This is a genomic window from Longimicrobium sp. (assembly GCA_036389795.1).
GTDB lineage: Bacteria > Gemmatimonadota > Gemmatimonadetes > Longimicrobiales > Longimicrobiaceae > Longimicrobium.
In genome coordinates this window covers 1-23,778 of sequence record DASVWD010000112.1, presented here as the reverse complement: position 1 = coordinate 23,778, position 23,778 = coordinate 1, and the positions used below count along the sequence as shown (strand labels likewise).

Genomic DNA, 23,778 nt, shown 5'->3' with positions numbered 1-23,778 from the left:
CACCAAGCCATCCGTTGAGAAGAGTCTGGCCTCTCACCCCCCGCCGTTGCCCCCGCCGTCCCCCTCCCCCATCTTGTCGCAGGCCTTTCGATCCCCGACCCGCGGCGTTTCTTCGGTGTATCAGGAGGGTCCGCTTTCGACCCTCCAACGCAGTCATCCGACGAGGCAGCATGCCGTTCGAACTGGCGTCCCCCTTCCCGCCGCGCGGCGACCAGCCCAGGGCCATCCAGGAGCTGACGGACGGCCTCAAGCGGGGGGACCGCTACCAGACGCTGCTCGGCGCCACCGGGACGGGGAAGACCTTCGCCATCGCCCACGTGATCGCCAACCACGGGCGGCCCACCCTGGTGATGAGCCACAACAAGACGCTCGCCGCGCAGCTCTACGGCGAGCTCAAGCAGCTCTTCCCGAAGAACGCCGTCGAGTACTTCATCTCCTACTACGACTACTACCAGCCCGAGGCGTACATCCCCTCCTCGGACACCTACATCGAGAAGGACTCCTCGATCAACGAGGACATCGAGCGGCTGCGGCTGCGCGCCACCAGCAGCCTGATGGAGCGCGAGGACGTCATCATCGTCTCCTCGGTCAGCTGCATCTACGGCCTGGGCGACCCGCGCGAGTACCGCCAGCTCATGGTGGTGCTCGAGGTGGGCCAGCAGATCGGCCGCAAGAAGATCCTGGAGTCGCTGGTCAACGTCCAGTACTCGCGCAACGACGCCGCCTTCGAGCGCGGCCACTTCCGCGTGCGCGGCGACACCGTCGAGGTCTACCCGGCCTACGACGAGCAGGGGATCCGCATCGAGCTGTGGGGCGACGAGATCGAGCGCATCTCGCGCTTCGACCCGCTCACCGGCGACACCATCGCCACGCTGGGGCGCACGGCCATCTACCCGGCCACGCACTTCGTCACCCAGAAGTCCACCATCGAGCGCGCCGTGCACCGCATCCGCGCCGAGCTGGACGAGCGGCTGAAGGAGCTGCTGGGCGCCGGGAAGCTGCTGGAGGCGCAGCGGCTGGAGAGCCGCACGAACTTCGACATCGAGATGATGCTGGAGATCGGCACCTGCGCGGGGATCGAGAACTACAGCCGCCACATCGCCGGCCGCGCCGAGGGCGAGCGCCCGGCGTGCCTCTTCGACTACTTCCCCGAGGACTTCCTGGTGGTGGTGGACGAGTCGCACGTCTCCGTCCCGCAGATCGGGGGGATGTACAACGGCGACCGCGCGCGCAAGCTGACGCTGGTGGAGCACGGCTTCCGGCTGCCCTCGGCGCTCGACAACCGCCCGCTCAAGTTCCCCGAGTGGGAGGAGCTGGTGCCGAAGGCGATCTTCGTCTCCGCCACGCCGGGGGAGTACGAGCTGGCCAAGAGCGGCGGCGTGGTGGTCGAGCAGATCATCCGCCCGACGGGGCTGCTCGACCCGGAGGTGGTGGTCCGCCCGGTGAAGGGGCAGGTGGACGACCTGCTGGCCGAGATCCGCGAGCGGGAGAAGCGCGGCGAGCGGGTGCTGGTGACCACGCTCACCAAGCGGATGTCGGAGGACCTCACCGACTTCTTCCAGCAGGCCGGGGTGCGGGTGCGCTACCTGCACTCGGACATCGACTCGATCGAGCGGGTGGAGATCCTGCGCGACCTGCGGCTGGGGAAGTTCGACGTGCTGGTGGGGATCAACCTGCTGCGCGAGGGGCTGGACCTGCCGGAGGTCTCTCTCGTCGCCATCCTGGACGCCGACAAGGAGGGCTTCCTGCGCTCGTCGTCGTCGCTGATCCAGACGGTGGGCCGCGCCGCCCGCAACGCGCAGGGGACGGCGATCCTCTACGCCGACACGGTAACGGGGTCGATGCGGCGGATGATCGACGAGACCAACCGCCGCCGGGTGCTGCAGGAGGAGTACAACCGCCGCCACGGGATCATCCCCACCACGATCATCAAGTCGGTGGAGGAGATCGAGCTGAGCACGCGCGTGGCCGACGCCCGGAGCCCCAAGTACGAGCTGCCGCAGTCGGCGCGGGGGAAGAAGGTGGCGGAGAAGCGCGCTCCTTACGGGAAGACGCCGGAGGAGGTGCTCAAGCAGATCGAGCAGGAGATGCGCGACGCGGCGGCGCAGCTGGACTTCGAGCGGGCGGCGCTGCTCCGCGACCAGTACCTGGAGCTCAAGGCGGAGCTCGACGGCGCCAAGCCGGTGCCGCAGCGGCGGCAGGTGTCGGGGTTGAGGTGAGGGGGAGCGTCGATTGAATGGATTCCGCCGTTCCGCCAGGTGTCATCCTGAGGGAGCGTCCGCGCGGATGTCGTGTTCACGCAGACGATTAGACGCTCCCGAAGGATCTACTCATCCTGCTGCGAGGCTGGATGGACGCGCCGGAGCGGGCCACCCGGCGGGGTGAGTAGATTCTTCGGTCGCCCGCTGGCATTCGTGCATAGCGAAGTCGGCGCCGGGCTCCCTCAGAATGACAACGGTGTGGAGGCGGCATCGGCTGTGGGGGTGTGCACGGAACGCTCGCTGGGAAGGCGATGGAGGCGGAGCTGACGGAGGCGGAGCTGGTGGCGTGGGGCGAGCGGATCGGGCGCGAGGCGCGGACGCCGCTCGTCCTGGCCCTGCGCGGCGACCTGGGGGCGGGGAAGTCCACCCTGGCGCGCGCCGTCGGCCGGGGGGCGGGCGTGGAGGGCGAGATGCCGTCCCCCACCTTCAACCTTCTCTTCCGCTACGACACGCCGTCGGGGACGCAGGTGCAGCACCTGGACCTCTACCGCCTGGAGCACCCGGACGAGGTGTGGGAGCTGGGGTGGGACGAGCTCCCCGCCCCGCGCGACCTGGTGCTGATCGAGTGGCCCGACCGCGCCGGGGCGCTGCTCCCCGCGCCGCGCTGGGAGGTGGAGATCGAGGACCTGGGCGACCCCGGCCGCCGCCGCGTGGAGGCGCGCCCGGTCGGCGACCCGCCGCCGCTGCCGCCGCCGGACGGGAGGGCGCCGTGAGCGTGGCCGCCGTCGGCCCCGTGCTGGCGCTGGACAGCTCCACGCAGGGCGGCTCCGTGGCGGTGGGCGTGGACGGGCGGGTGGCGGCCGAGGTGTCGCTCGACCCCGGCCGCGGCGCCTCCTCGCTCCTCCTCCCCGCGATCGACCGGGCCGTGCGCGAGGCGGGGCTCGCGCCGGGGGAGCTGGCGGCGGTGGTCGCCGCGGGCGGCCCGGGCTCGTTCACGGGCCTGCGCATCGCCGCCGCGACGGCGAAGGCGATCGTCCGCGCGCTGGGGGTGCCGCTCTTCGCGTACTCCGGGCTGCTCGCGGCGGCGGCCACGCTGCGCGGCGCCGGGCGGCCGGTCTGCGCGCTCTTCGACGCCCGCAACCGCGAGGTGTTCGCCGGCTGCTGGCGCTTCGCCGGCGATTCCGTCGAGGAGCTGCTGGCCCCCGCCGCGCTCCGCGTCGAGGAGGTGGTCGGGCGTGTGCGGGAGGCCTCTCCCGTCTTCACCGGCGAGGGCGCGGCGCTCTACCGGGACGAGCTCGAGGCGGCGCTCGGGGCCGGCTCCGTGCTCGAGCCGGGCGGCGGCTCGCCGGCCGCGGGGCTGCTCTGGCTCGCGCGGGCGGCGCCCGAGCGGGGGCGCGTGGCCGACCCCGCCGCCTGGGAGCCCGACTACCTCCGCGCGTCCGGCGCGGAGCGCATCGCCGCCGCGCGCAAGGCCTGACGATGGCGACCACCGACGCCTTCACCCCCTTCGCCTCCGCGGCCGGCGCGCCGTTCACCATCCGCCCGATGCGCGACGACGACCTCCCCCGGGTGCTGGACATCGAGAACGCCTGCTTCTCGATGCCGTGGAAGGAGAGCACCTTCCGCGGCCTGATGCGCCGCGGCGACACCGACCTGTTCGTGGCCGAGCTGGGCGGGGGCGTGGTGGGCTACGCGGCGTGCTGGACGGTGATCGACCAGTCGGAGCTGGGGAACGTGGCGGTGGCTCCCGACGCGCGCGGGCGGGGCCTGGGCGGCGCGCTGGTGGACGCGGTGGTGGAGCGCATCAAGGAGCGCGGCGCCCGCGAGGTGTTCCTGGAGGTGCGCGAGAGCAACCACCTGGCGCAGGGGATCTACCGCGACCGGGGCTTCGTGGTGGTGGGGCGCCGCCGCTCGTACTATGCACGGCCCACGGAAGACGCGTTGGTAATGCGCCTTCGCGTGTGAAAATTTCTCTTGACAGAGTAGACGGGCACGCTCATCTTGTGCCGTCCACTCCGTGCGCTTTACCCAATACAACGAAGGAGGAGCTGTGTCGCGCAGCCTCAACAAGGCCATCCTGATCGGGAACCTGGGCTCCGATCCCGAGATCCGCACGATTCCGAGCGGCGCCCGGGTCGCGCAGTTCTCGCTGGCCACGAGCCGCCGCTGGACCGACAAGAACGGGCAGCAGCAGGAGAAGACGGAGTGGCACCGCATCGTGGTGTGGGACCGTCTGGTGGACGTGGTCGAGAAGTGGGTGCACAAGGGCGACCGCCTGTACGTGGAGGGCGAGATCGAGTACCGCCAGTACCAGGACAAGGACGGAGTGACCAAGTACATGACGGAGATCCGCGCCCGCGAGATCATGATGCTGAGCGGGAGGGGCGAGGGCGGCGACGCGGACCGCGGCGGCGGCTTCGACCGCGGCCGCTCCGCCGCTCCCGCGCGCGCCGCCGCCCCCGCGCGCGGCAACGACTACGACGACTTCCAGGCCCCGCCCCTGGAGGACGAGGACGACCTGCCGTTCTGAGCCGTTGCCCGACTGAGTAGTCCCGCCGGGGCCCAATCAGGCAGTCAGGCATACGTCGGTCAATGCAGGTGGGTGGTGCATGTGATAGAATGCACCACCCCCTCTTGCATCCTGCGGGGACTGCTGCCCGCCTCGAGAAAAGCTCCGGCTCGCGTTCCGCTCCGATGAGGCCAGGAGCAGACTGGAGGGGGACCCGGAAGGGCCACGTGTTGCCCGATTTTACCCTGGTGAGACCTTTACAGCGACTGAAGGATGAAAGAGATCCGCGTTGCATCATTCGCGCGCTTGCATCAGGCGCTACAGCGATATCAGCGCAGCTACCTCTGGTTATTTCGCGGTCAGGGCGATCCGGAGTGGCGACTGTTGCCGAAAGCAGGGCGCGAGCCGTACCGGACCTACGATGACCGCACTTTGTTCGAGTCATGGGAACGCAGGTCTGTGGAGTTTCTCCCGACGCTCCCGAGTGGTCCGTGGGATGCCCTGGCGGTGGCTCAGCACCACGGGCTTGCGACCCGCCTATTGGACTGGTCGTTCAATCCCCTTGCTGCTGCGTTCTTCGCGGTGTGGGAGGACTTTGATACAGACGCGGTCCTCTACTCCTATTACTCCCCGCGCTATGTAAATCCCAGGAAGGGCTCGCCCTTTGAATTCAGAGGAGTAGAGAGATTCAAGCCCAAGGGTGTGGCGCAGAGGATCACGCGTCAAAGTGGGATTTTTACAGTTCATGGACCGCCGGACACGGAACTGGAAAAGGCGCTCCGCCCCGATGATGTACTGGAGAAGATCATCATCGATCGAAAATACAGATCACGGTTGCTCTTCGACCTCTCCTTCTATGGGGTGAATCGTCTGACGTTATTCCCAGACTTGGACGGCTTGGCTGCGCACATGAATTGGGCGATCGCCAATCGCCAGTTTCGAGCGGGTCTGGACATCGAAGAGATCGGAGAGGCCTGAGCACGAGCGCCGGGCGCGGATTCCTCCTGCGCCCGGCGCTCGTCTTTGATGCACGTCGGGGCTACGGGAGGCGCGCGAACGCCCGCAGCTGGAGAGTGGAGCGGCCCTCTTCGCCGGGCGCGAAGGCGACACGCACCGTCGGGTCGCGGCGAAGCGCCCTCGGGCAGTGGCACCAGCTCCAGCCACGGGGCGTCGGCTGCGGGGCTGGTAGTAGAGGCGGCCGTCCTCGGCGCTGACGTCGCCGCCGAGCGGCAAGGCCTTGAGCGGCGGCGCCGTGCCGGCCTCGCGCGTCCCCGTCCAGGATCGGCCCAGCGGCTGACGAGCAGGCTCTTCCCCGACCGCCGGGCCCAGCCGACGGTGTTCAGAGGACGAAAGCAGATTTCGGTTTTGCGTTGGGACACGGGACCGGGCTCGCGTCACGACGCGTCTGCGGCGAGCGAAGGGCGCGCTGCGAGAGCACGGCTTCCTGCCGCGATGGCGAGCGCGGCGACGATCAGGATCGCCGCGACGGCGAACGTGATCCTCATGCCGGCGGCAACGGCTTCGGGACGCGCCGTCGTGACGTCGGTCGCCGCCGACGCGAGCGCGAACACCGCGCCCATCACGGATGCGCCGGTGACGAGCCCCAGGTTGCGCGACAGGTTGAGCATGCCGGAGACGACGCCCCGCTGCTCCCGGCGGACCTCCGCCATGACGGCGGTGTTGTTGGCGGTCTGGAACAGCGCGTAGCCGGCCGTGACGACGATGATCGGGGCGAGGTAGCCGGAGACGCCGAGCGTCGCCGGCAGCGTGGAGAGAAGGAGGGAGCCGGCCGCGATCCCGGTGAGCCCGACGAAGGTCATCGGTTGCGCGCCCCAACGGTCCACGATGCGGCCGGCCGGCACGCCGGTCAGCGCGGCGACGAGCGGACCGGCGGACAGGACGAGTCCAACCAGGGCCGCGTCGAGTCCGAGCGCTCGCGAGAGATAGAACGGCCCCACCACGAGCGTCGCCATCATCACCGTCGAGACGAGCGCGCTCGTCGCGAGGCTCGCGCCCAGCGCCGGATCGCGGAACATCCCCAACCGGATCAACGGCGATGCCGCTCTCGCCTCGGCGAGCACGAAGAGGCCGACTCCCAATGCAGCACCCGACAGCAGGGCCAGGTTGAGCGCGCCGAAACGGCCGCGCCCCAGCGTCATGGCGAGCGCATAAGCCGCGAGCGTCAGCGCGAGCAGCAGCGTGCCCAGGTAGTCGAAGCCGGTCCGATCGGTCTTGGGGCCCCGGCGGTCGACGCGCAGCCAGCGGTGCGCGAGGAGCAGGGCCAGGATCCCCAGCGGTGCCTCGACGAGGAAGATGGCCCGCCAGCCGAGCCCGGCGATCAGCACGCCGCCGAAAGGACCGAGCGCGGTGCCGATCGCGGACATCGTTCCGAGGAGCCCCATGGCGCTCCCGGTCCTGTCCTTCGGGACCGTCTCGCCGACCAGCGCCATCGTGAGGGCCATCATGACGGCCGCGCCCAGCCCCTGCGCCGCGCGGGCGGCGACCAGCAGCCGGAGCGTGGGTGCGGCGCCGGACAGGACCGAGGCCAGCGTGAACAGGAAGATGCCGGCCAGCAGCAGCCGCCGGCGGCCGGCGAGGTCGCCGAGGCGCCCGGCGCCGACGATCAGGGTGGTGACGGCGAGGAGATAGGCGAGGACGACCCACTGGACTTCCTGGAACGAGGCGGTGAACGCCTGGGCCAGGGTCGGCAGGCCGACGTTGGCGATGCTGGTGCCGAGCGAGGACAGCAGCATGGAGAGCGAAAGGCCGGCCAGCGCCCACCGCACCGAGGACGTCCGTTCCCCGTTCCCAGCTGCCGCCTCGTCTCTTCCGGCGGCGATCGGCTTCGACATGATTCCGGCTCCCGGACTGGTTCCCGAAACGGTGACCGCTGGGAAACCTGGTCCGCTGCCCGGCGTGGCGGAAGACGCAGCATTCGCACTTTATTCGTGCGCTTGACGCCATGTCTGGGCCGTGCCATGCTGGAGGCATGTCGAAACCCGACCTCAACCTGTTGATCACGCTCGACGCGCTGCTCGCGGAAGGCAGCGTCGCGCGGGCGGCCCGGCGACTGCGGCTCAGCCCGTCGGCGATGAGCCGGGCGCTGGCGCGATTGCGTGAGACGACGGGCGATCCGCTGCTGGTCAGGGCCGGACGCGGTCTGGTTCCCACCCCCCGGGCGCTCAAGCTCCGCGAGCGGGTCGGTCAGCTCGTGCAGGACGCCGAAGCGGTCCTGCGCCCCGCGGCGGAGCCCGACCTCGCGCAGCTCGCGCGGACCTTCACGCTGCGGACGAGCGAGGGCTTCGTGGAGAACTTCGGACCGGGCCTCATCGCCCGCGTCGGCGAAGAGGCTCCCGGCGTGCGGCTGCGCTTCGTGCAGAAAGTGGACAGAGACAGCGCCGCGCTCCGCGACGGGACCGTCGATCTGGAAACGGGCGTCATCGGGAAGACGACCGGGCCGGAGGTGCGTGCGCAGACCCTGTTCCGGGACCGTCTGGTAGGCGTCGTGCGAATGGGGCACCCGCTCGGCCAGGGCGAGATCACGCCCTCTCGTTACGCGTCCGGAAGGCACATCGGCGTCTCGCGGCGGGGTCTCGACAGGGGGCCGATCGACGAAGCCCTGAAGCCGTTCGGGCTGGAACGGGAGATCGTCACGATCGTCGGCGGCTTTGCGACCGCGCTGGCGCTGGCCCGGGCCACCGACCTGATCGCCAGCGTTCCCGAGCGGCACACCGGCAGCCTGCGCGCCGGCATGCACAGCTTTCCCCTCCCGGTCACGACGCCGAAGCTCACGGTCTCGATGCTCTGGCACCCGCGGCTGCACGCCGATCCGGCGCATCGCTGGCTACGCGGATGTGTCCGGGCCGTCTGCGCGGAGCAACCCACCGATTCAGCGTAGCCCTGGTCGGCCGTTCACGCGCGATCAGCTACGGAGCACAAGGAGAAGCCGCTCCCGAGACGGTCTCGGGAGCGGCTTCGGTCGCTGGCCCGGGCGTCGTGGGATGTGCCAGGCGAGGAAGCAGCCGGTCACACATCGTCGACGCGGTACAGGCCACCGAGGTCGTCGGAGAACACGAGCTCGCCTGCCTCCAGGTCGTCGGCGAATTGCGAGAGCCACGCCCCGAAGCCATCCGCGACGACCGGGCGCGCTCCCTCGTCGTGCCACATCTCGATGACCTGGCCGGAGATGCCGCGCGGGCCGGGAGCCAGGTCCAGGCAGTGATGGTCGCCGCACCCGGAGTAGGTCACCGGGATCCAGGCCGGGTTCCACCAGTCGCGGCGCACGGAAACCCCGTCGGCGTCGCTCTCGATTGCCGCGAAAGCACCGCTGTCCAGCACGTCCTTCCAGACCTTCCACTCGTCCCGGATCCGCGTCAGCGAAAGCCACTCCCACCCGTTCATCATCCACGGCGAGTCCTGCGACTGGCCGTCGTGGCGGAGGTAGGAAGCGCGGACGTCGTCCGGGAGGCGCACGCCGAGGAACCGCTCCGTCTCGTCGATCTCGCCGGCCGACGCGGGCGGGTTGAGGCCGGCGGCGATGGCGGGAGCGTGCGCGGCGAGCCATGCCTCGATCCGGCGCCATACCTCGTCCATGAGTCTCCCTCCGTGGCTGATTCGACGAACGCGGTTTACGGAGCGAATGGATCAACAGGTGTGCCGGCTGCAGCGAGCGCCGGGCGCGGAGGGATCCGCGCCCGGCGCTCGTTCGACGTGCGGCGGGACTAGGGCAGCTTCGCGAACACCCGCGGCGGCTGGCCGGGGGAGACCAGCTGGAGGGTGGGACGGCCCCCTTCGCCGGGCGCGAAGGCGACGCGCACCGTCGGGCCCGTGGCGAAGCGCCCGTCGGGGAGCGGCACCAGCTCCAGCCGCGGGGCGTCGGCCGCGGGCTGGTAGTAGAGGCGGCCCTCCTCGACGGTGACGACGCGCCCGTTCTCGTATCGCCCGGCGTACGTGGCCAGGCGCTCGGCCGGCACCGCGGCCGGCTTCGCCTGCGCGGCGACGTACTCGGCGGTGAGGGTCAGCTCCGAGCGGCGCCGCTCGTCGGGCGCGGCGGCGGCCAGCTTGCGCAGCGCGTCGGCGTGCGCGGCCGCCAGGGCCTGCGCCGAGGGCGCCTCCAGGTCGGGCTTGACGCCGGTCCCCTCCCACTCGCGCCCGGTGCGCGGGTCGGTGACGCGCGAGATCGACACCGACACGCTCATGCCGTGCGCCGCGGGGAAGAAGCCGTTGTTGCGCCCCGCCCCGGCCGTGCGCTGGCCCACCAGGGTGGCGCGGCCCAGGTTCTGGAGCACGAAGGGGATGTCCTCGGCCGCCGAGCCCGCGCCGCGGTCGATCAGCACGTACAGCGGGATGTCGGTGCGGCGCGGCCCGGGCACCTCCGCCAGCGTGTTGCGCACCTCGGTGCGGTCGTCCTGGCGCCAGTAGACGCGCAGCGAGGGCAGGTTCGGGGCGGTGAAGTGGCTGATCAGGAAGTTGGCCATCTCGGCGCTGCCGCCCGGGACGCCGCGCAGGTCCAGGATCACGGCGTCGGTGTTGGCGATGAAGCGCAGCGCGTTCAGCGCCACCTCGCGGGCCTCCGGCGCGCCCGAGATGCCCGTCAGCTTGATGTAGCCCACGTTGCCGTCCAGCCGCTCCACCCGGCTGAAGCCGTAGTTGCTGCGCCGCTGCGAGTCCGCCGCCCCCCGGGGCCCGCCGCCCCCGCCTCCGCCTCCGCCGGTGCGCACCTGCACGGACAGGTGCCGGTCGCCGTTCTGGGCGCGCAGGTCGGCGGTGAGCGCCTCGGCCAGCTCCACCGGGCGGGTGAGCGACGCGTACGCACCGGAGGCCAGGCGGGTGCGGAGGCGGTCGGCGATCAGCCGGCCGGTGTCGGGCGAGACGTAGTTGCGCTCCACCTGCGCCGCCACGCTGTCCACCACCTCGCGGATCTGGTCGGCGGTGAGCCGCTCCGGCGCCGGGAGGAGCTCCGACTCCGGCGTCACCCCCACCCCCGAGATCCGGTTCGGCGCGGCCGGCTCCGTGGTGAGGTCGATCACGAAGCGGCGGCCGCCGTTGTCCAGCGTGGCGCGCAGCTCGGTCGGCCGGGGGGCGTCGAGCGCGACGATGCGCGCCCCGCGGAGCTGCTGGCGCATGCCGGTGAGCGCCCTCACGTGCGCGTCGAACGGCATCGCGCGGTACTGCGCGTCCATGTTCTCGTCCACGAAGGTCCGGAGCGACACGGTGTCGTCGCGCGCGACCAGGGCCAGCAGCGCGTTGAGACGGCGCCCGGCGGGCGAGTCGGGGACCTGCGGCGCCTGCGCCCGGGCGGCGGCCGGGAGCGCGCAGGCGACGAGCGCGGCGAGGAGGAGCCGGCGGAGGAGGCGGGGCCGGCGGCCCGGCGCGGGGTGGATCGTGGACGGCATCGGTTGCTCCAGTCGGGTGTGACGTTGCGGGTGAACGACGCTGCAGCCGACAAATTGTCGACAATCGCGGATTGGATGTCGGGAAGGGCGGATAGGGTTGCCTGGATTGTCGACAATGCGCGCGCGCGGCCGCGGCGGTGCGTTCATCAGGCCCGCCGCCCGCCGGTGCGCTGGATGGCCCCCTGCAGCCGGGCGCTGGCGTTGGTCCAGTTCTCCCGGAGCGCCGCGGCCGCGGTTTCCGCGTCGCGCGCCTCCACGGCGCGGACGATGGTCTCGTGCTCGTCGGCGGCCACTTCGAGGTTGCCCTCGAGCAGCGCGCCGTAGATCCACTCGTAGCGGTCCACCTGCGGCCGCACGAGTCCCAGCAGCCACGCCAGCCGCGGCCCGGCGAGCGGGTCGGTGAGGCTGGCGTGGAACGCCTTGTGGGTGGCGAACGCGGCGTCGAGGTCCACCGGCACCCGGCTCACCACCTCGCGGAAGGCGCGGTTGGCGTCCCGCACCGCCGCCGCGAGCGAGGCGTGCTCCGCGGCGGAGAGGCGGTCCAGGCCGCGCAGCGCCGCCGCCTCCAGGTCGGCGAGCAGGGGGAACAGCTCGGCGACGTCGTCCGCGCGCAGCGGCGCCACGGTGAGCAGCCGCCGCCCGCCTTCGGTCGCCACCAGGAGGCCCTCCTTCAGCAGGAGCTGCAGCGCCTCGCGCACGGGGGTGCGGCCGACGCCCATCTCCTCCGCCACGTCCATCTCCACCACGCGCGCGCCGGGGGCCAGCGTCCCGCGGACGATCCGTTCCCGCAGGCGGCCGTAGACGTGGGCGGACCGCGCGCCGCGCTTCATCGTGACCGGCATCTCCCGTCCTCCGCTACCCAGGTCCATCACGTACATCTCAAAATTGTCGACAATTCGTCTTTGGTCAACCTTTGCGATACCCCGTCTTCCGATCTTGCGACTCTCGCCGACTTCGCGAAACTAGATGCGCCGCGTCAGTTGAAGCTGCGAGATCCCTGGCGTGGAACGAGTCGTGGAGCAGAACGAGTGGACCCTGAGCAGCCCCGATCCGAATCCCGAAGCACCGGCCCGCTGGTCGTCCGTCCCGCCACGCCGGAGGACGTGCCGCTGGTCCTGCGTCTCATCCGCGAGCTGGCGGACTACGAGCAGCTGCTGCACGAGGTGGTCGCCACGGAAGAGCGGCTGCGGGAGACGCTCTTCGGGCCGCGGGCGTACGCGGAGGTGGCGATCGCGGAGCAGGGCGGGGCGCCGGCGGGGTTCGCGCTCTTCTTCCACAACTATTCGACCTTCCTGGCGCAGCCGGGGATCTACCTGGAAGACCTGTACGTGACGCCGGAGGCGCGCGGCCGCGGCGTGGGGAGGCGGCTCCTGGCGCACCTCGCGCGGCTGGCGAAGGAGCGCGGCTGCGGGCGCGTGGAGTGGTGGGTGCTGGACTGGAACGAGCGCGCCATCCGCTTCTACCGCTCGCTCGGCGCGCGGGCGATGGACGAGTGGACCGTCTTCCGCGTGGCCGGCGACGCGCTGGACCGGCTGGCGGCGGAGGACGCGGGCGAGGCGGGCTGACCGGCCGATCTTCCCGGGACTCGTCTTCGACTTTGCGAAATCCTTACATCCGCCGCTGGCACTTTCCGTGGGCGCCGTGCTAACGTTCGTCTGAACGCGCGGCTCCCGCGCCGACTTCCTCGCATCCGTCATCCTTCGCTCCGATGCTCTCGCTCCGCCGCTCCCCGCACGTGGCCCCCGGCTCGGCGTTCCTCGCCGGGCTGCTGCTGGTGATGCTGGGGCTCTCGGCGGTGCTGGCGTACCAGGCGGCGGACGCGGCGCGCTCCGAGGCGCGCTCGACGGACCGGGCGCTGCGCGGCTACGCCTCGTTCGCCACCTGGGAGCTGGTGCGGCGCGCGGACGACGCGCTCACCCGCCGCCTGGCCGCCTCGCTGGAGCGCGCGCTCCCGGCCGGCGCGAGCGAGCGGGATTCGTCCCGCTCGCCGTCGGCGTGGGTCGAGGGCGTGCGGCAGGAGCTCGCGCGGTGCCGCTGCGATCGCGCGCTGCGCGGGACCTTCGCGGTCGAGCGGGCGGGCGGGCATTGGCGCGCGGAAGCCGCCGGGGCGAGCCGGGGGTTCGAGGGGTGGCTGCGGGGCGGCGCGCGCGGCTCGCGTCTCGCCGGCCTGCTCGCGGGCGGCGCGCCCACGGGCGACACCGTGCTGGCCGAGCCGGCCGTCGTCGCGGGCGAGCGGCACCTGCTGGTCTACCGGGTCACGCGGCGGGGCGGGACCGTGCGGGCGGAGGGGTTCTCGGTGGATCCCGTCCGCGCGGCGGCGCCGGCGTTCGACGAGGTGTTCCGGACCACGACGCTGCTGCCCGCCTCGCCCCGCGGCGCGCTCCCCAACGGCGAGGCGGTGGCGGTGCTGGTGGCCACGCGCACGGGCGAGGTGGTCTACCGCTCTCCCGGCGTGGGGCGCGGCGGGCGCGATCCCCTGTGGGTGGACGCCAAGGTCGGCGCCTACCGCTCCGACGCGCTGGCGCCCGGCGAGGTGGTGGAGGCGCTCGACGGCGTCTTCGCGGGGCTCACCACGCACGTGGCCGTGCGGCCGAAGGTCGCCGCCACGCTGGCGGCGGAGAAGGGGCCCCGCTCGCGCCTGCCGCTCCTGCTCACCGTGTTCGGGCTCACGCTGGCGCTGGTGTGCGTGGCCATCGTGCAGCTGCGCCGCCAGCAGGAGCTGGTGCGGCTGCGCGACGACTTCGTCTCCGGCGTCAGCCACGAGCTGCGCACGCCGCTGGCGCAGATCCGCCTCTTCGCCGACCTGCTCGACTCGGAGCGCCTCGCCACGCCCGAGCAGCGCCGCCGCTCCATCCGCATCATCAACGAGGAGGCGCGGCGGCTCACCTACCTGGTCGAGAACATCCTCTTCTTCTCGCGCGCGCAGCGGGGCGCCGGCCGCGTCTCGCCCGACCCGGTGGAGGTGGAGCCGCTGGTGCGCGAGATCGTGGACTCGTTCGCGCCGCTGGCCCGCGCGCGCGGGGCGGAGTTCGCGCTGTCGCTCGACGCGGGCGTGGTGGCGCGCGTGGACCCCGACGCGCTGCGGCAGGTGCTGCTGAACCTGCTGGACAACGCGGTGAAGTACGGCCCGCCGGGGCAGAGGGTGGACGTCGGCGCGCGGCTCGCCGGCTTCTCGCTGCGGGTCTGGGTGGACGACCAGGGGCCCGGCGTGCCGCGCGAGGAGCGCGAGAAGGTGTGGGAGCCGTACCGCCGCCTGGAGCGCGACGCGGCCTCGGCGGCCGGCGGGAGCGGGATCGGGCTGGCGGTGGTGCGCGACCTGGTGGAGCTGCACGGCGGCCGCGTGGGCGTGGCCGACGCGCCGGGCGGCGGCGCGCGCTTCTGGATCGAGCTTCCCCGCGCCATGCACGCCGGCCCCCCCGGCGAGTCCGAAGAGGCGGCCGGGACTCCCGCGGTGGCCGCGGCGGGCGGGGACTGAATCAAGGTCCAGCAAAAGACTTTTCTCACGCAGAGTCATCAGAGTCAGCAGAGAACCCCATCTGCTCCCCATCTGCTGACTCTGCCGCCGGCAGTAGGCTCGGTCGGGCCGTCCCGAGGCGATGTGAAGACGAGCGGAGGAGGGCGCCGATGCCTCCTCCGCTCGTCGTGCCTTTACGAATCCCTTACACCCGCCGCTGGAACCGGGCGCTCTCCGTGGGTATCGTAGGACGGATTCCGCTCCGCTCCAGACTCCGCCTCGACGACTTCCGATGAGCCGCATCCTGGTGGTGGAGGACAACGCGAACCTGGCCTACGGGCTCTCGACCAGCCTGGAGCTGGAGGGACACGAGGTGGCGGTGGCCCCGGACGGGGCGGCCGGGCTGCGCGCCGTGCGCGAGCACCGGCCCGACCTGGTGATCCTGGACCTGATGCTCCCGGAGATGGACGGCTACCGCGTGCTGAAGACCGTGCGCGAGGAGGGCTTCGGCGTCCCCGTGCTGATCCTGACGGCGCGCGGCGCGGAGGCCGACAAGGTGCTGGGCTTCCGCCTGGGCGCCGACGACTACGTCACCAAGCCGTTCGGGCTGCTGGAGCTGCTGGCGCGGGTGGAGGCGCTCCTGCGCCGGGCCGGGCGCGCCCCGGCGGACGCGGCGCCCGAGCCGGGGGTGATCGCCTTCGGGTCGATCGAGGTGAGCCCCGCCTCGCGCTCGGTGCGGCGCGGCGGCGAAGAGGTGCCGCTCACGCCCAAGGAGTTCGACCTGCTGCTGGCGCTCATCCGCCGCCGCGGCGGGGTGGCGGGGCGCCTGGAGCTGCTGGCCGAGGTCTGGGGCCACCGCGCCGCCGTGATGACGCGCACCGTCGACATGCACGTGGCCCAGCTCCGCCGCAAGCTGGAGGACGATCCCGCCGAGCCGCGCCACATCGTGACCGTGTGGAAGGCGGGGTATCGCCTGGCGATGTAGTCTCCGGAGGAACGAAGGTTGCTTCTGTCCAGGGGCGAGAATATCTTGACAGAGGCAACCACGCTGACTGGAGTGTCGCCATGCCCGCCACGGCCCGGGCTCCTTCGCTCGACGAGCTGCTCTCGTCCATCCAGGAAGGGGAGAAGCGCGCGCTCGCGGAAGCCGTGCTGCTGCGCTCCGTCCCGCTGCTGGGGCGGATGGTGGCCGGCGCCTCGGCGGACGCACTCCTGACCGCCCTGTCGGCGCCGACCGACGTCGGCACGCTCGCCCGGCTCCTTTCCGCCACCGGCGGCGCCGACGAGCGGGTGGAGGACGTGGACCCGCTGGCCGACGCGTTCGCCCGGGGCGCGGAGATCAAGCGGGAGCTGCTCGCGGAGGCCGGCGGCGGATGGCCCGTGGCCAGGGTCTCCGACCACCTCGGCATCACCCGCCAGGCCACCGACAAGCGCCGCCGCCGCAACCGGCTGCTGGCGGTGGACTGGGGCGGCGAGTACCTGTACCCGGCCTTCCAGTTCGCCGCGGACGGCATCGTCCCCCACTTCCCCGACGTGCTCGGCGCCTTCCAGATCGCGAGCCCGTGGACGCGGCTGTCGGTGCTCCTCTCCGAGACTCCCCGCTTCCCCGGCAGGACCGTGATCGAGGCGCTGCGCGAGGGGCACCTCGAGGAGGCGCTGCACGCGGTGCGGACGTTCGGCGAGCAGGGCGCGCTCTGAGCGACACCCGTGCCCCGGCGCACCCTTCCTCTCCCTCCGGACGACCTTCGCGGCCGCGAGCTGCCGGTCGAGGTCGTTCCCGCGGGCGAGTCCCTCCATCGCATCCACCGCGGCGAGCACGGCGCGATCTGGTTCGGCCCCGCTCCCGGGAGGCCGCCGGAGTTCCGTTTCGACGCGCCCCGGGGCGAGTACCGGGTCTGCTACCTGGGCGCGACGCCCGAGGCCAGCTTCGTGGAGACCTTCCTGCGCTGGCCGGCCCGGCGGTTCATCGCGATGGAGGAGCTCGCGGCACGGTCGCTGGCCACCGTCGCGGTCCTGCGGGATCTCCGTCTCGTTTCCCTGCACGGCCCCGCACTGGTGCGGATGGGAGCGACGGCCGAGGCCGCGTCGGGAGACTACGCGCTCTCGCGCGCGTGGGCGCTGGCGCTGTGGGAGCACCCTTCCGCCCCCGACGGCATCGCGTACCGGTGCCGCCACGACGACTCGGTGTTCGCGATCGCGCTGTACGACCGCGCGGCCGCGGCGATCGAGCCCCGATCCTCCACCCCGCTCGACCGCCAGCTCACGCTGCTGGGAAGGCTCGCCCGCAGGTACGGGTTCGGAATGAGTCCGTGATCGCGCCGCTCCGTGTGGACGAGCGCGTCCGCCGGATCGGGGCCTCCCTCCTCGCAACTCCCTTACAACATCCATACGGCGGGAAAACACCCGTCGTCCTCGCAACGCCTAGCCTTCCCGGTGAGATGGAGCGGCCGGCGCGTCCGGCCCGGCGCGGCCTTTCACCGGAGGCGGGAGATGAGTCTGCTGGCGAGGAAGAGCATCGCCGAGCTGCAGGGCGAGGCGGGGCGGGGGACGCTCAAGCGCACGCTGGGGCCCGTCAACCTCACCACGCTGGGGATCGGCTCGGTGATCGGGACGGGGATCTTCGTGCTGACCGGGGCGGCGGCCAGCCAGCACGCCGGGCCGGCGCTGGTGATCTCGATGGTGATCGCGGCCGTGGCGTGCGCCTTCGCGGGGCTCTGCTACGCGGAGCTGGCCTCGATGATCCCCGTGGCCGGGAGCGCCTACACCTACGCCTACGCCACCGCCGGCGAGATCTTCGCCTGGATCATCGGGTGGGACCTGATCCTGGAGTACGCGCTCTCCACGGCCACCGTGGCCGTCGGCTGGTCGGGGTACTTCGTCAGCTTCGCGAACGACCTGGGGATCCACATCCCCCCGCGGCTCACCGCCTCGCCCGAGGTGGCGCTCCGCATGGCGGACGGCGCGGTGGTGAACGGCGTGTTCAACCTCCCGGCGGCCGTCATCGTGCTCCTGGTGGCCGGGCTGCTGATGATCGGGATCAAGGAGTCGGCGAACACGAACACGCTGCTGGTCCTCATCAAGGTGGGGGTGCTGATCGTGTTCGTCACCGCCGGCTTCAGCTACATCAACCGCGACAACCTGACGCCGTTCATCCCGCCCAACACCGGGGAGTTCGGCTCGTTCGGGTGGAGCGGGGTGCTGCGCGGCGCGGCGATCATGTTCTTCGCCTACGTGGGCTTCGACGCGGTGTCGACCGCCGCGCAGGAGGCCAGGAACCCGCAGCGCGACCTGCCGATCGGCATCCTGGGCTCGCTGGCGATCTGCACGGTCATCTACATCGCGGTGGCGACGGTGGTGATCGGGATCGTGCCCTACCGCGAGCTGAACGTGCCCGACCCGCTGGCGGTGGGGATCGACGCCACGGGGCTCACCTGGCTGAGCCCGGTCGTCAAGGTGAGCGCCCTCTTCGGCCTCTTCTCCACCATGCTGGTGACGCTGCTGGGCCAGACGCGGATCTTCTACTCGATGAGCCGCGACCGGCTCCTCCCCGACGCGTTCAGCCGGGTGCACCCGCGCTGGCGCACGCCGCACGTGAGCACGGCCATCGTGGGCGTGATCGTGTCCGTCGCCGCGGGGCTGCTGCCGATCAGCGTGCTGAGCCAGCTGGTGAGCATGGGGACGCTGCTGGCGTTCGTGCTGGTGTGCGCGGGGGTGATCATCCTGCGCCGGGCGCGCCCCGAGCTGCCGCGCCCCTTCCGCACGCCGGGGATGCCGTGGGTGCCGATCGTGGGCGCGGCCGTGTGCCTGCTGCAGATGGTGGTGCTGCCCGCGGCCACGTGGATCCGCCTGGTGGTGTGGCTGGCGATCGGGATGGCGATCTACTTCCTCTACAGCTCGCGCCGCACCCGCGGCATCCGGCGCATGCCCGCGCACGCGGAGCTGCCGGAGGAGGCGCCGGTGGCGTAGGGGAGTACGAAAGTACGAGAGTACGGAAGTACGGAAGTACGGGGTACGGAGCTGCGGGTTGGGAGATGGTCCGGAGATGAGGAGCGGCGTCCGCGCATTCGGCGGGCGCCGCTGTCGTGCTGGGGAGAGTAGCGCGGCCACGATCGGCTCCATCGTACTCTCGTACTTTCGTACTTCCGTACTCAACTCCCCCCGTTCGACCCGATGAACTCCGCCAGCTCGTCGCCGCGGCGCTCGGCGTCTTCCTCGCCCAGCTCGATCAGGGCGCGGACGTAGTCTTCCTGGAACATGATCAGGCTCAGCATGTCGGGGCTCTTCGTCTCGCGGGTGCCCAGGCCGCGGGTGAGCAGCCGGAAGGCGCGCGGCAGGCGGGGCTCGTACTCGCGCGAGAGGGCGCCCAGGTCGCGCGAGGGGCGGATCGACATCAGCTCCACCACGCGCATCCCCTCGCGCCCTTCCGGCGGGAGCCGGCGCAGCACGTGGTTCATCCGCTCCATGCGCATGATGTCCTGGTCCACCATGTCCAGGAAGATGGCGTTGTAGAGGATGCCGAGCACCTGCGCCGGCGGCGGGTAGCCCGCCACCTCGGGCGTCTGGGCCTCGGCCAGGGTGCGGTCGTAGTGGGTGGAGATGGCCAGGATCTTGTGCGCGCCCAGGTGCAGCGCGGGCGAGAGCGGCGCCGTGAGCCGGATGCCGCCGTCGCCGAACCAGTGCGTGCCCACCTGCACGGCGGGGAAGAAGAGCGGCAGCGCGGCCGAGGCCATCACGTGCTCCACCCTGAGCCGCGTCTCCACGGCGCGCCGCGACGGGCGCTCCCACGTCTCGATCCCGCGCCCCTGCACCCAGATGACCGTCTGCCCGGTGGTGTAGCTGGTGGTGACGATGGCCGCCGCGCGCAGCGTCCCCCGGTGCAGGTTGTAGTCGATCCCCGTCAGCTCGCCGTCCACCGGCGCGAGCGCCTCGTTGAGCAGCTCGAAGAGCGGCGCGGTGTCCACCAGCCCGCGCACGCGCGACTCGCGCACGCCCCCGCCCGCCAGCTGCATCCCCCAGCGCCCCATGTTGGCCAGGAGCGCCGGCACGTCGACGCGGAAGATGCGCTCGGGGGTGAGCTCCATCCACAGCGCGGCCAGCTCGTCGGCGGCCTGCGGCAGCGTGCCGTGGTGCTGCGCCAGGTGCGCGGCGTTGATGGCCCCCGCCGAGACGCCGGTGATGATCGGGATGTGCAGGTCGGGGAAGCGCCGGGCGAGGTGGCGCAGGATCCCCACCTGGTAGGCGCCGCGGGCGCCGCCGCCGGTGAGCACCACCGCCAACTCGCCGCGGTCGGGGGTGGCGGCCGCGCTCTGGCCGTCTTCAGGCATGCGGGTCTGAGAGGTCCGGGCGGACGGGTGATGTCGGTTCGGGAGACGGGACAATATCGGCGCCGGACCGCGATTCGGGAAGGATGCCGGCGGGCGTGGGCCGCCGTCGCCCGCGCACGGAGCCATGCCACGGCCGCGACAGGATGCCGCGTTCCGCGCCTCCTGGCACGAAGCGCGCAATAGGGTCACCGGGACCCGCGAGTCCCCGTGGCTCTCCGGGCGCGGCCCGGCGAAGGCCGAAGCCGCCCCGGGGACAGTGCTCCGGAGGATGAGATGGCGGACGTACAGGTGAACAACCCGCCTCCGGCGGGCGACGGCGGCACCGGCGCCGGGACGCTGCTGATGGGCCTGCTGGCGCTGCTGCTGGTGGGGCTGCTGGTGTGGTTCGTGTTCCTGCGCGGCGGCGGCGACGGCGACAAGGACATCAACGTCGACGTGAACGTCCCCGCGGCGGACGGCGGGGGGAGCGGCGGAGGGAGCGGAGGCTCGTCGGGCGGGTCGGGCGGCGGCAATCCCTGACCGCGGCCCGGACGGACGGCGCGAGGAGCCGGATCGGGCGACGATCCGGCTCCTCGCTTCCGGTACGCGTCCCGGCGCGCGTCAGACGCAGCAGGGGACGCAGACGGTCATCTCGATCCGGGTCGGGCGCAGCACCAGCGCGGTGCAGGCGTCGGGGTCCGAGGTGGGGGCCGGCTGCCCGCAGGTGTACTCGGTGACTTCGTGGGCGCGCACGGTGCCCTTCGGCTCCGCCGCCGCGCTGCGCGTCTCGAAGCTCTCGACGCGCAGCTCGGCCGGGTCCAGGCTCAGCTTCTTCTTCATCACTTCTCTCCAGGGCGGGTGGAACGGGATCGCCGCGTCGTGTCAGACGCAGCAGGGGAGGCAGCCGGTGTAGTCGCCGTCCCCCGTCTTGAAAGCAGGGATCTCGGTGCTGCAGTCGGCGCTCTCCATGACGATCCCGCAGGTGGGCTCGCAGCTGCCGCTGCAGAAGTCGCTGCACGCGTTGGCGCGCACCGTCCCCCGCGGGGCGGCCCCGCCGTCGGCGGTCTCGAAGCTCTCGACGCGCAGCTCGGACACGTCCAGGCTCAACTTGCGGATCTTCTTCATCGGGTCTCCATGGGTGGGCTGGGGCGCGGCCGGGATGGGTGTCCGCCCCGGAGCGGGCCGCGCGGCCGCTCCGGGGACGGTTGGCGCCGGGCGTCAGACGCAGCACTTGTTGAAGGTGCGGAAGGCGACGTCGTCCACCGCCGGCGTGCCCTTGAGGAACGTGGTGTCGGGCGCGGCGCCGCAGGTGCCGCCGCAGCTCCAGGTGCAGCACGGCTCGTTGGTCTGCTGCTGGTTCATCCTGACGGTGCCGCGGAGCGATTCGCTCACGCCCGTCTCGAAGGTCTCCACCTTCAGCTCGTCCAGCTTCAGGTTCAGCTTCTTCATGGCTTCACCCTCCTGGCCAGGAGAACGGGCCGCCTCCCGCGTGGCCCCGCGCGGAAGCGGCGGGTGGCGAGTGTGCTCTCAGACGCAGCACTGCTGCGGGTAGCAGCTCAGCGGCTTGGTGTAGCCCTCCTTCACGAGGGTGGTGTCGGGCTGGGCGCCGCAGGTGCCGCCGCAGCTCCAGGTGCAGCACGGCTCCGGCGTCAGCTGGTTCAGCCTGACCGTGCCGCGGCGCGCCGCCCCGTCCTCTCCGGTCTCGAACGTCTCCACCTTCAGCTCGCTCAGGTCCAGGCCCAGCTTCCGGCTCTTCATGGTCGCCTCCGGGTGAGGGGGGAAGAAGGCCGCGCCCGCCGCGCGGCCGCTATCCGATCGGGCAGAGGTCGGGGGTGGTGCACCCCGGCTCGTACGTCTTCATCGGGGCCGCGTACCCGATCGGGCAAAGCTCCGGGGTGGTGCAGCCGGGCTCGTACGTCTTCATCCCGGCGGGCGGGCTCTCGGCCCCGGGCGCGGTGGTCTCGAAGCTCTCCACGTACAGGTCGTCGGGGTTCAGGCTCGGTTCGCTCATCGGCTCTCTCCGGATCGGGTGGGTGGGAAGGCCGCTCCCCGCGGGTTCGGCAGCGGCCCGGAGCGCCCGGTCAGACGCAGCACTTGGCCAGGGTGCGGTAGGCCGCCGCTTCGTCGTCGTTCCAGCGGTCGCTGGCCGGCGGGTTGCCGCAGGTGCCGCCGCAGCTGATGGTGCAGCAGTCCGTCGGCGCGTGGGCGCGCACCGTGCCCCGCGCCTGCTCGGGCACGGCCGTGTCGAAGCTCTCGACGCGCAGCTCGTCCGGGTGCAGGCTCAGCTTCTTCATCGGCTCCTCCGGGGGTGAAACGGGCACCGCCCCCGCGCCGGCCGGCGCGGAGGCGGCTTCCGCGTGGGATCAGAGGCAGCAGGCCTTGAGCGTCGGGCGGAGCCCCCAGCCGCAGATCTCCGTGTCGGGCGGCGGGCTGGCGCCGCAGGTGCGGGCGCAGCTCGGGTAGTCGGGGTCGGTGTAGGCGTTCGCGCGCACCGTCCCGCGCCCGGGCACGTCCGCGGCGGTCGCGAAGCTCTCCACCCGCAGCGCCTCGGGGTTCAGCGACAGCTTCTTCATCCTCGCCTCCGTCTCAGTTCTGGTGGGGTGCCCGGTTTGGGGCGTCGCGGGATGGAGCGTCCACCCCGCGGTCCGGCAGCCGCAATGGACCGAATTCTGTGCTCGCCGCGGCATAAAGTGAACGTAGGATCGAATCCGCAACCGGCGCATCACGCACGCCTGAGGCGCGGACGATTCCAACGATACCTCCCATAATCGTGCGAATTCGTCGCGCGTCAAGAGACTTTATCATCTCCTCGCGAAATGTGCAGGAAAGGTGCGATTCTGCTACGGCAGGGTGGCGCAGGGGGGATGGGGAGAGGACCAGGCGACGGAGTGGGGGAATGCGAAGAGGGCGCGCGGCCCGGCGAACCGGACCGCGCGCCCTTCCTCCCGCGAATGCAGCTACGCGGCGATCAGACGCAGAGCGGGCAGTCGACGGTCGGCGCGTCGAGCCGGGCGGTGTTGGTGGTGTTGGGGTTGACGCCGCAGGTGTAGCAGGTGGCGGGGCAGGTGCGGCCGTTGGTGGGCGCGTTCGCCGCCACGGTGCCGCGCTCGGCCGAGGCCTCCAGCGTCTCGAAGCTCTCGACGCACAGCGCATCCAGGTTCAGGGACAGCTTCTTCATGGTTCGATCTCCAGGATGGGTTTTCCCCGCCGCGGGACGCGGCGGTGTCTGAATCAAGGCCGGGAAATGGGCGCCGTCAAGCGGCGGGTGCGCGACCGCTCGCGGGATTGTCCACACCTCCCTCTTCGGAAAGCTGCGCTCGACACCGGGGCATGCGGCTTCGCCCCGTCCGGGCGGAAGGCGCGCGAACCGGGAGGGGCAGCGGGGGTATACGTCCGCACACCAGGACATCGGCGAGGAGGGCTTGACGGGGGCGGGGAGCCTCGATAACTTCCACGTCTTGCGTTCCGCCGGGAAAAGTGTACCCATCGCACGGGCCCGGTATTTCGGCTACCCGCGCGAAGCCGCGTCCCGCCGGCGGAAGCACCGAACCGTCACGAGACCTTGCCGAGAAAGGACGCGGCAAGGTCTCCTGTTCGCTTCCGGGCGAAGGCCCGGGGACGGGGGTCGGGCTCGCGTAGCTCAGCCGGCAGAGCACTTCCTTGGTAAGGAAGAGGCCATGGGTTCGAGTCCCATCGCGAGCTCCTGAGCGCCTCGCCTTACCGTACAACCACTCGGCATCGGGATCACAAACGGATCATGGCCAAGGCTAAGTTCGAGCGCACCAAGCCGCACGTGAACGTGGGCACCATCGGCCACGTCGACCACGGCAAGACCACGCTGACCGCCGCGATCACGCGGATCCAGGCGGCGAAGGGGCTGGCCGACTTCGTGAGCTTCGACAACATCGACAAGGCT

28 protein-coding genes and 1 tRNA gene are annotated in these 23,778 nt (G+C 71.7%); 16 read left to right on the top strand and 13 right to left on the bottom strand.

Going from position 1 to position 23,778, the window contains the following annotated elements; genetic code table 11:
• Positions 1-170: 170 nt before the first annotated feature.
• The 6 genes from uvrB (at position 171) to VF746_15145 (ending at position 5,688) form a co-directional block, all read left to right on the top strand.
• Positions 171-2,219, top strand: coding sequence for an excinuclease ABC subunit UvrB (gene uvrB / locus VF746_15170; protein HEX8693761.1), 2,049 nt, complete (start codon positions 171-173; stop codon positions 2,217-2,219).
• A 293-nt stretch (positions 2,220-2,512) separates the two neighbouring features.
• Positions 2,513-2,974, top strand: a complete 462-nt coding sequence (tsaE, locus tag VF746_15165) for a tRNA (adenosine(37)-N6)-threonylcarbamoyltransferase complex ATPase subunit type 1 TsaE (protein HEX8693760.1) — start codon at positions 2,513-2,515, stop codon at positions 2,972-2,974.
• On the top strand, positions 2,971-3,678 hold the full coding sequence (tsaB, locus tag VF746_15160; GenBank protein ID HEX8693759.1) for a tRNA (adenosine(37)-N6)-threonylcarbamoyltransferase complex dimerization subunit type 1 TsaB: 708 nt from the start codon (positions 2,971-2,973) through the stop codon (positions 3,676-3,678). The genes tsaE and tsaB overlap by 4 nt, the downstream gene beginning before the upstream one ends.
• Before the next feature lie 2 nt (positions 3,679-3,680).
• Positions 3,681-4,166: a ribosomal protein S18-alanine N-acetyltransferase gene (gene rimI / locus VF746_15155; protein ID HEX8693758.1), complete on the top strand. Its 486-nt coding sequence runs from the start codon at positions 3,681-3,683 to the stop codon at positions 4,164-4,166.
• An 85-nt stretch (positions 4,167-4,251) separates the two neighbouring features.
• Positions 4,252-4,731: a single-stranded DNA-binding protein gene (gene ssb / locus VF746_15150; GenBank protein HEX8693757.1), complete on the top strand. Its 480-nt coding sequence runs from the start codon at positions 4,252-4,254 to the stop codon at positions 4,729-4,731.
• A 252-nt stretch (positions 4,732-4,983) separates the two neighbouring features.
• A complete protein-coding gene (locus VF746_15145) occupies positions 4,984-5,688 on the top strand; it encodes an FRG domain-containing protein (protein ID HEX8693756.1) in 705 nt (234 codons plus the stop codon).
• Between the two features lie 416 nt (positions 5,689-6,104).
• On the opposite strand, the gene VF746_15140 is transcribed toward VF746_15145, so the two are convergent.
• Positions 6,105-7,562, bottom strand: coding sequence for an MFS transporter (locus VF746_15140; protein HEX8693755.1), 1,458 nt, complete (start codon positions 7,560-7,562; stop codon positions 6,105-6,107).
• A 137-nt stretch (positions 7,563-7,699) separates the two neighbouring features.
• Here VF746_15140 and VF746_15135 point away from each other — a divergent pair, with 137 nt between their 5' ends.
• Complete coding sequence (locus VF746_15135) at positions 7,700-8,608, top strand: LysR family transcriptional regulator (GenBank protein ID HEX8693754.1); 909 nt, start codon at positions 7,700-7,702, stop codon at positions 8,606-8,608.
• Between the two features lie 128 nt (positions 8,609-8,736).
• Here VF746_15135 and VF746_15130 read toward each other — a convergent pair whose 3' ends face one another.
• The 3 genes from VF746_15130 to VF746_15120 form a co-directional block, all read right to left on the bottom strand.
• Positions 8,737-9,303 (bottom strand): SMI1/KNR4 family protein, encoded by a 567-nt coding sequence (locus VF746_15130; GenBank protein ID HEX8693753.1) that lies wholly within the window; start codon positions 9,301-9,303, stop codon positions 8,737-8,739.
• A gap of 128 nt (positions 9,304-9,431) precedes the next feature.
• Complete coding sequence (locus VF746_15125) at positions 9,432-11,105, bottom strand: S41 family peptidase (protein HEX8693752.1); 1,674 nt, start codon at positions 11,103-11,105, stop codon at positions 9,432-9,434.
• 146 nt (positions 11,106-11,251) lie between these two features.
• Positions 11,252-11,947: a GntR family transcriptional regulator gene (locus tag VF746_15120; GenBank protein ID HEX8693751.1), complete on the bottom strand. Its 696-nt coding sequence runs from the start codon at positions 11,945-11,947 to the stop codon at positions 11,252-11,254.
• A 261-nt stretch (positions 11,948-12,208) separates the two neighbouring features.
• Between VF746_15120 and VF746_15115 the strand changes: the two genes are divergently transcribed.
• The 6 genes from VF746_15115 to VF746_15090 all read left to right on the top strand — a co-directional run bounded on the left by VF746_15115 (position 12,209) and on the right by VF746_15090 (position 18,525).
• The gene (locus VF746_15115) at positions 12,209-12,670 is read left to right on the top strand and encodes a GNAT family N-acetyltransferase (GenBank protein HEX8693750.1); all 462 of its coding nucleotides are present in this window, start codon (positions 12,209-12,211) and stop codon (positions 12,668-12,670) included.
• 143 nt (positions 12,671-12,813) lie between these two features.
• Complete coding sequence (locus VF746_15110) at positions 12,814-14,580, top strand: HAMP domain-containing sensor histidine kinase (protein HEX8693749.1); 1,767 nt, start codon at positions 12,814-12,816, stop codon at positions 14,578-14,580.
• A 271-nt stretch (positions 14,581-14,851) separates the two neighbouring features.
• The gene (locus VF746_15105) at positions 14,852-15,544 is read left to right on the top strand and encodes a response regulator transcription factor (GenBank protein ID HEX8693748.1); all 693 of its coding nucleotides are present in this window, start codon (positions 14,852-14,854) and stop codon (positions 15,542-15,544) included.
• 80 nt (positions 15,545-15,624) lie between these two features.
• Positions 15,625-16,257 carry a hypothetical protein gene (locus tag VF746_15100; protein ID HEX8693747.1) on the top strand — a complete coding sequence of 211 codons (633 nt, stop codon included), beginning with the start codon at positions 15,625-15,627 and terminating at the stop codon, positions 16,255-16,257.
• 9 nt (positions 16,258-16,266) lie between these two features.
• The gene (locus VF746_15095) at positions 16,267-16,872 is read left to right on the top strand and encodes an RES family NAD+ phosphorylase (protein ID HEX8693746.1); all 606 of its coding nucleotides are present in this window, start codon (positions 16,267-16,269) and stop codon (positions 16,870-16,872) included.
• Positions 16,873-17,049: 177 nt separating this feature from the next.
• Entirely contained in the window at positions 17,050-18,525 is a 1,476-nt protein-coding gene (locus tag VF746_15090; GenBank protein HEX8693745.1) for an amino acid permease, read from the top strand.
• Between the two features lie 182 nt (positions 18,526-18,707).
• Here the strand turns inward: VF746_15090 and VF746_15085 are convergent, their stop codons facing one another.
• The gene (locus tag VF746_15085; protein ID HEX8693744.1) at positions 18,708-19,883 is read right to left on the bottom strand and encodes a patatin-like phospholipase family protein; all 1,176 of its coding nucleotides are present in this window, start codon (positions 19,881-19,883) and stop codon (positions 18,708-18,710) included.
• 273 nt (positions 19,884-20,156) lie between these two features.
• Here VF746_15085 and VF746_15080 point away from each other — a divergent pair, with 273 nt between their 5' ends.
• On the top strand, positions 20,157-20,402 hold the full coding sequence (locus VF746_15080) for a hypothetical protein (GenBank protein HEX8693743.1): 246 nt from the start codon (positions 20,157-20,159) through the stop codon (positions 20,400-20,402).
• Between the two features lie 81 nt (positions 20,403-20,483).
• Here VF746_15080 and VF746_15075 read toward each other — a convergent pair whose 3' ends face one another.
• The 8 genes from VF746_15075 to VF746_15040 all read right to left on the bottom strand — a co-directional run bounded on the left by VF746_15075 (position 20,484) and on the right by VF746_15040 (position 23,040).
• Entirely contained in the window at positions 20,484-20,702 is a 219-nt protein-coding gene (locus VF746_15075; GenBank protein HEX8693742.1) for a hypothetical protein, read from the bottom strand.
• Positions 20,703-20,744: 42 nt separating this feature from the next.
• The gene (locus tag VF746_15070; protein HEX8693741.1) at positions 20,745-20,987 is read right to left on the bottom strand and encodes a hypothetical protein; all 243 of its coding nucleotides are present in this window, start codon (positions 20,985-20,987) and stop codon (positions 20,745-20,747) included.
• A 93-nt stretch (positions 20,988-21,080) separates the two neighbouring features.
• The gene (locus VF746_15065) at positions 21,081-21,311 is read right to left on the bottom strand and encodes a hypothetical protein (protein HEX8693740.1); all 231 of its coding nucleotides are present in this window, start codon (positions 21,309-21,311) and stop codon (positions 21,081-21,083) included.
• 78 nt (positions 21,312-21,389) lie between these two features.
• Complete coding sequence (locus VF746_15060) at positions 21,390-21,620, bottom strand: hypothetical protein (GenBank protein ID HEX8693739.1); 231 nt, start codon at positions 21,618-21,620, stop codon at positions 21,390-21,392.
• A gap of 49 nt (positions 21,621-21,669) precedes the next feature.
• Positions 21,670-21,873, bottom strand: a complete 204-nt coding sequence (locus VF746_15055) for a hypothetical protein (GenBank protein ID HEX8693738.1) — start codon at positions 21,871-21,873, stop codon at positions 21,670-21,672.
• 70 nt (positions 21,874-21,943) lie between these two features.
• The gene (locus tag VF746_15050) at positions 21,944-22,156 is read right to left on the bottom strand and encodes a hypothetical protein (protein HEX8693737.1); all 213 of its coding nucleotides are present in this window, start codon (positions 22,154-22,156) and stop codon (positions 21,944-21,946) included.
• Between the two features lie 69 nt (positions 22,157-22,225).
• On the bottom strand, positions 22,226-22,435 hold the full coding sequence (locus tag VF746_15045) for a hypothetical protein (GenBank protein ID HEX8693736.1): 210 nt from the start codon (positions 22,433-22,435) through the stop codon (positions 22,226-22,228).
• Between the two features lie 395 nt (positions 22,436-22,830).
• On the bottom strand, positions 22,831-23,040 hold the full coding sequence (locus VF746_15040) for a hypothetical protein (GenBank protein ID HEX8693735.1): 210 nt from the start codon (positions 23,038-23,040) through the stop codon (positions 22,831-22,833).
• Between the two features lie 451 nt (positions 23,041-23,491).
• On the opposite strand from VF746_15040, the gene VF746_15035 reads away from it, so the two are divergent.
• Both VF746_15035 and VF746_15030 read left to right on the top strand, forming a co-directional pair.
• A tRNA-Thr gene (locus VF746_15035) sits at positions 23,492-23,564 on the top strand.
• 55 nt (positions 23,565-23,619) lie between these two features.
• On the top strand, positions 23,620-23,778 hold a 159-nt coding region (locus tag VF746_15030; protein ID HEX8693734.1), incomplete at its 3' end, for a GTP-binding protein.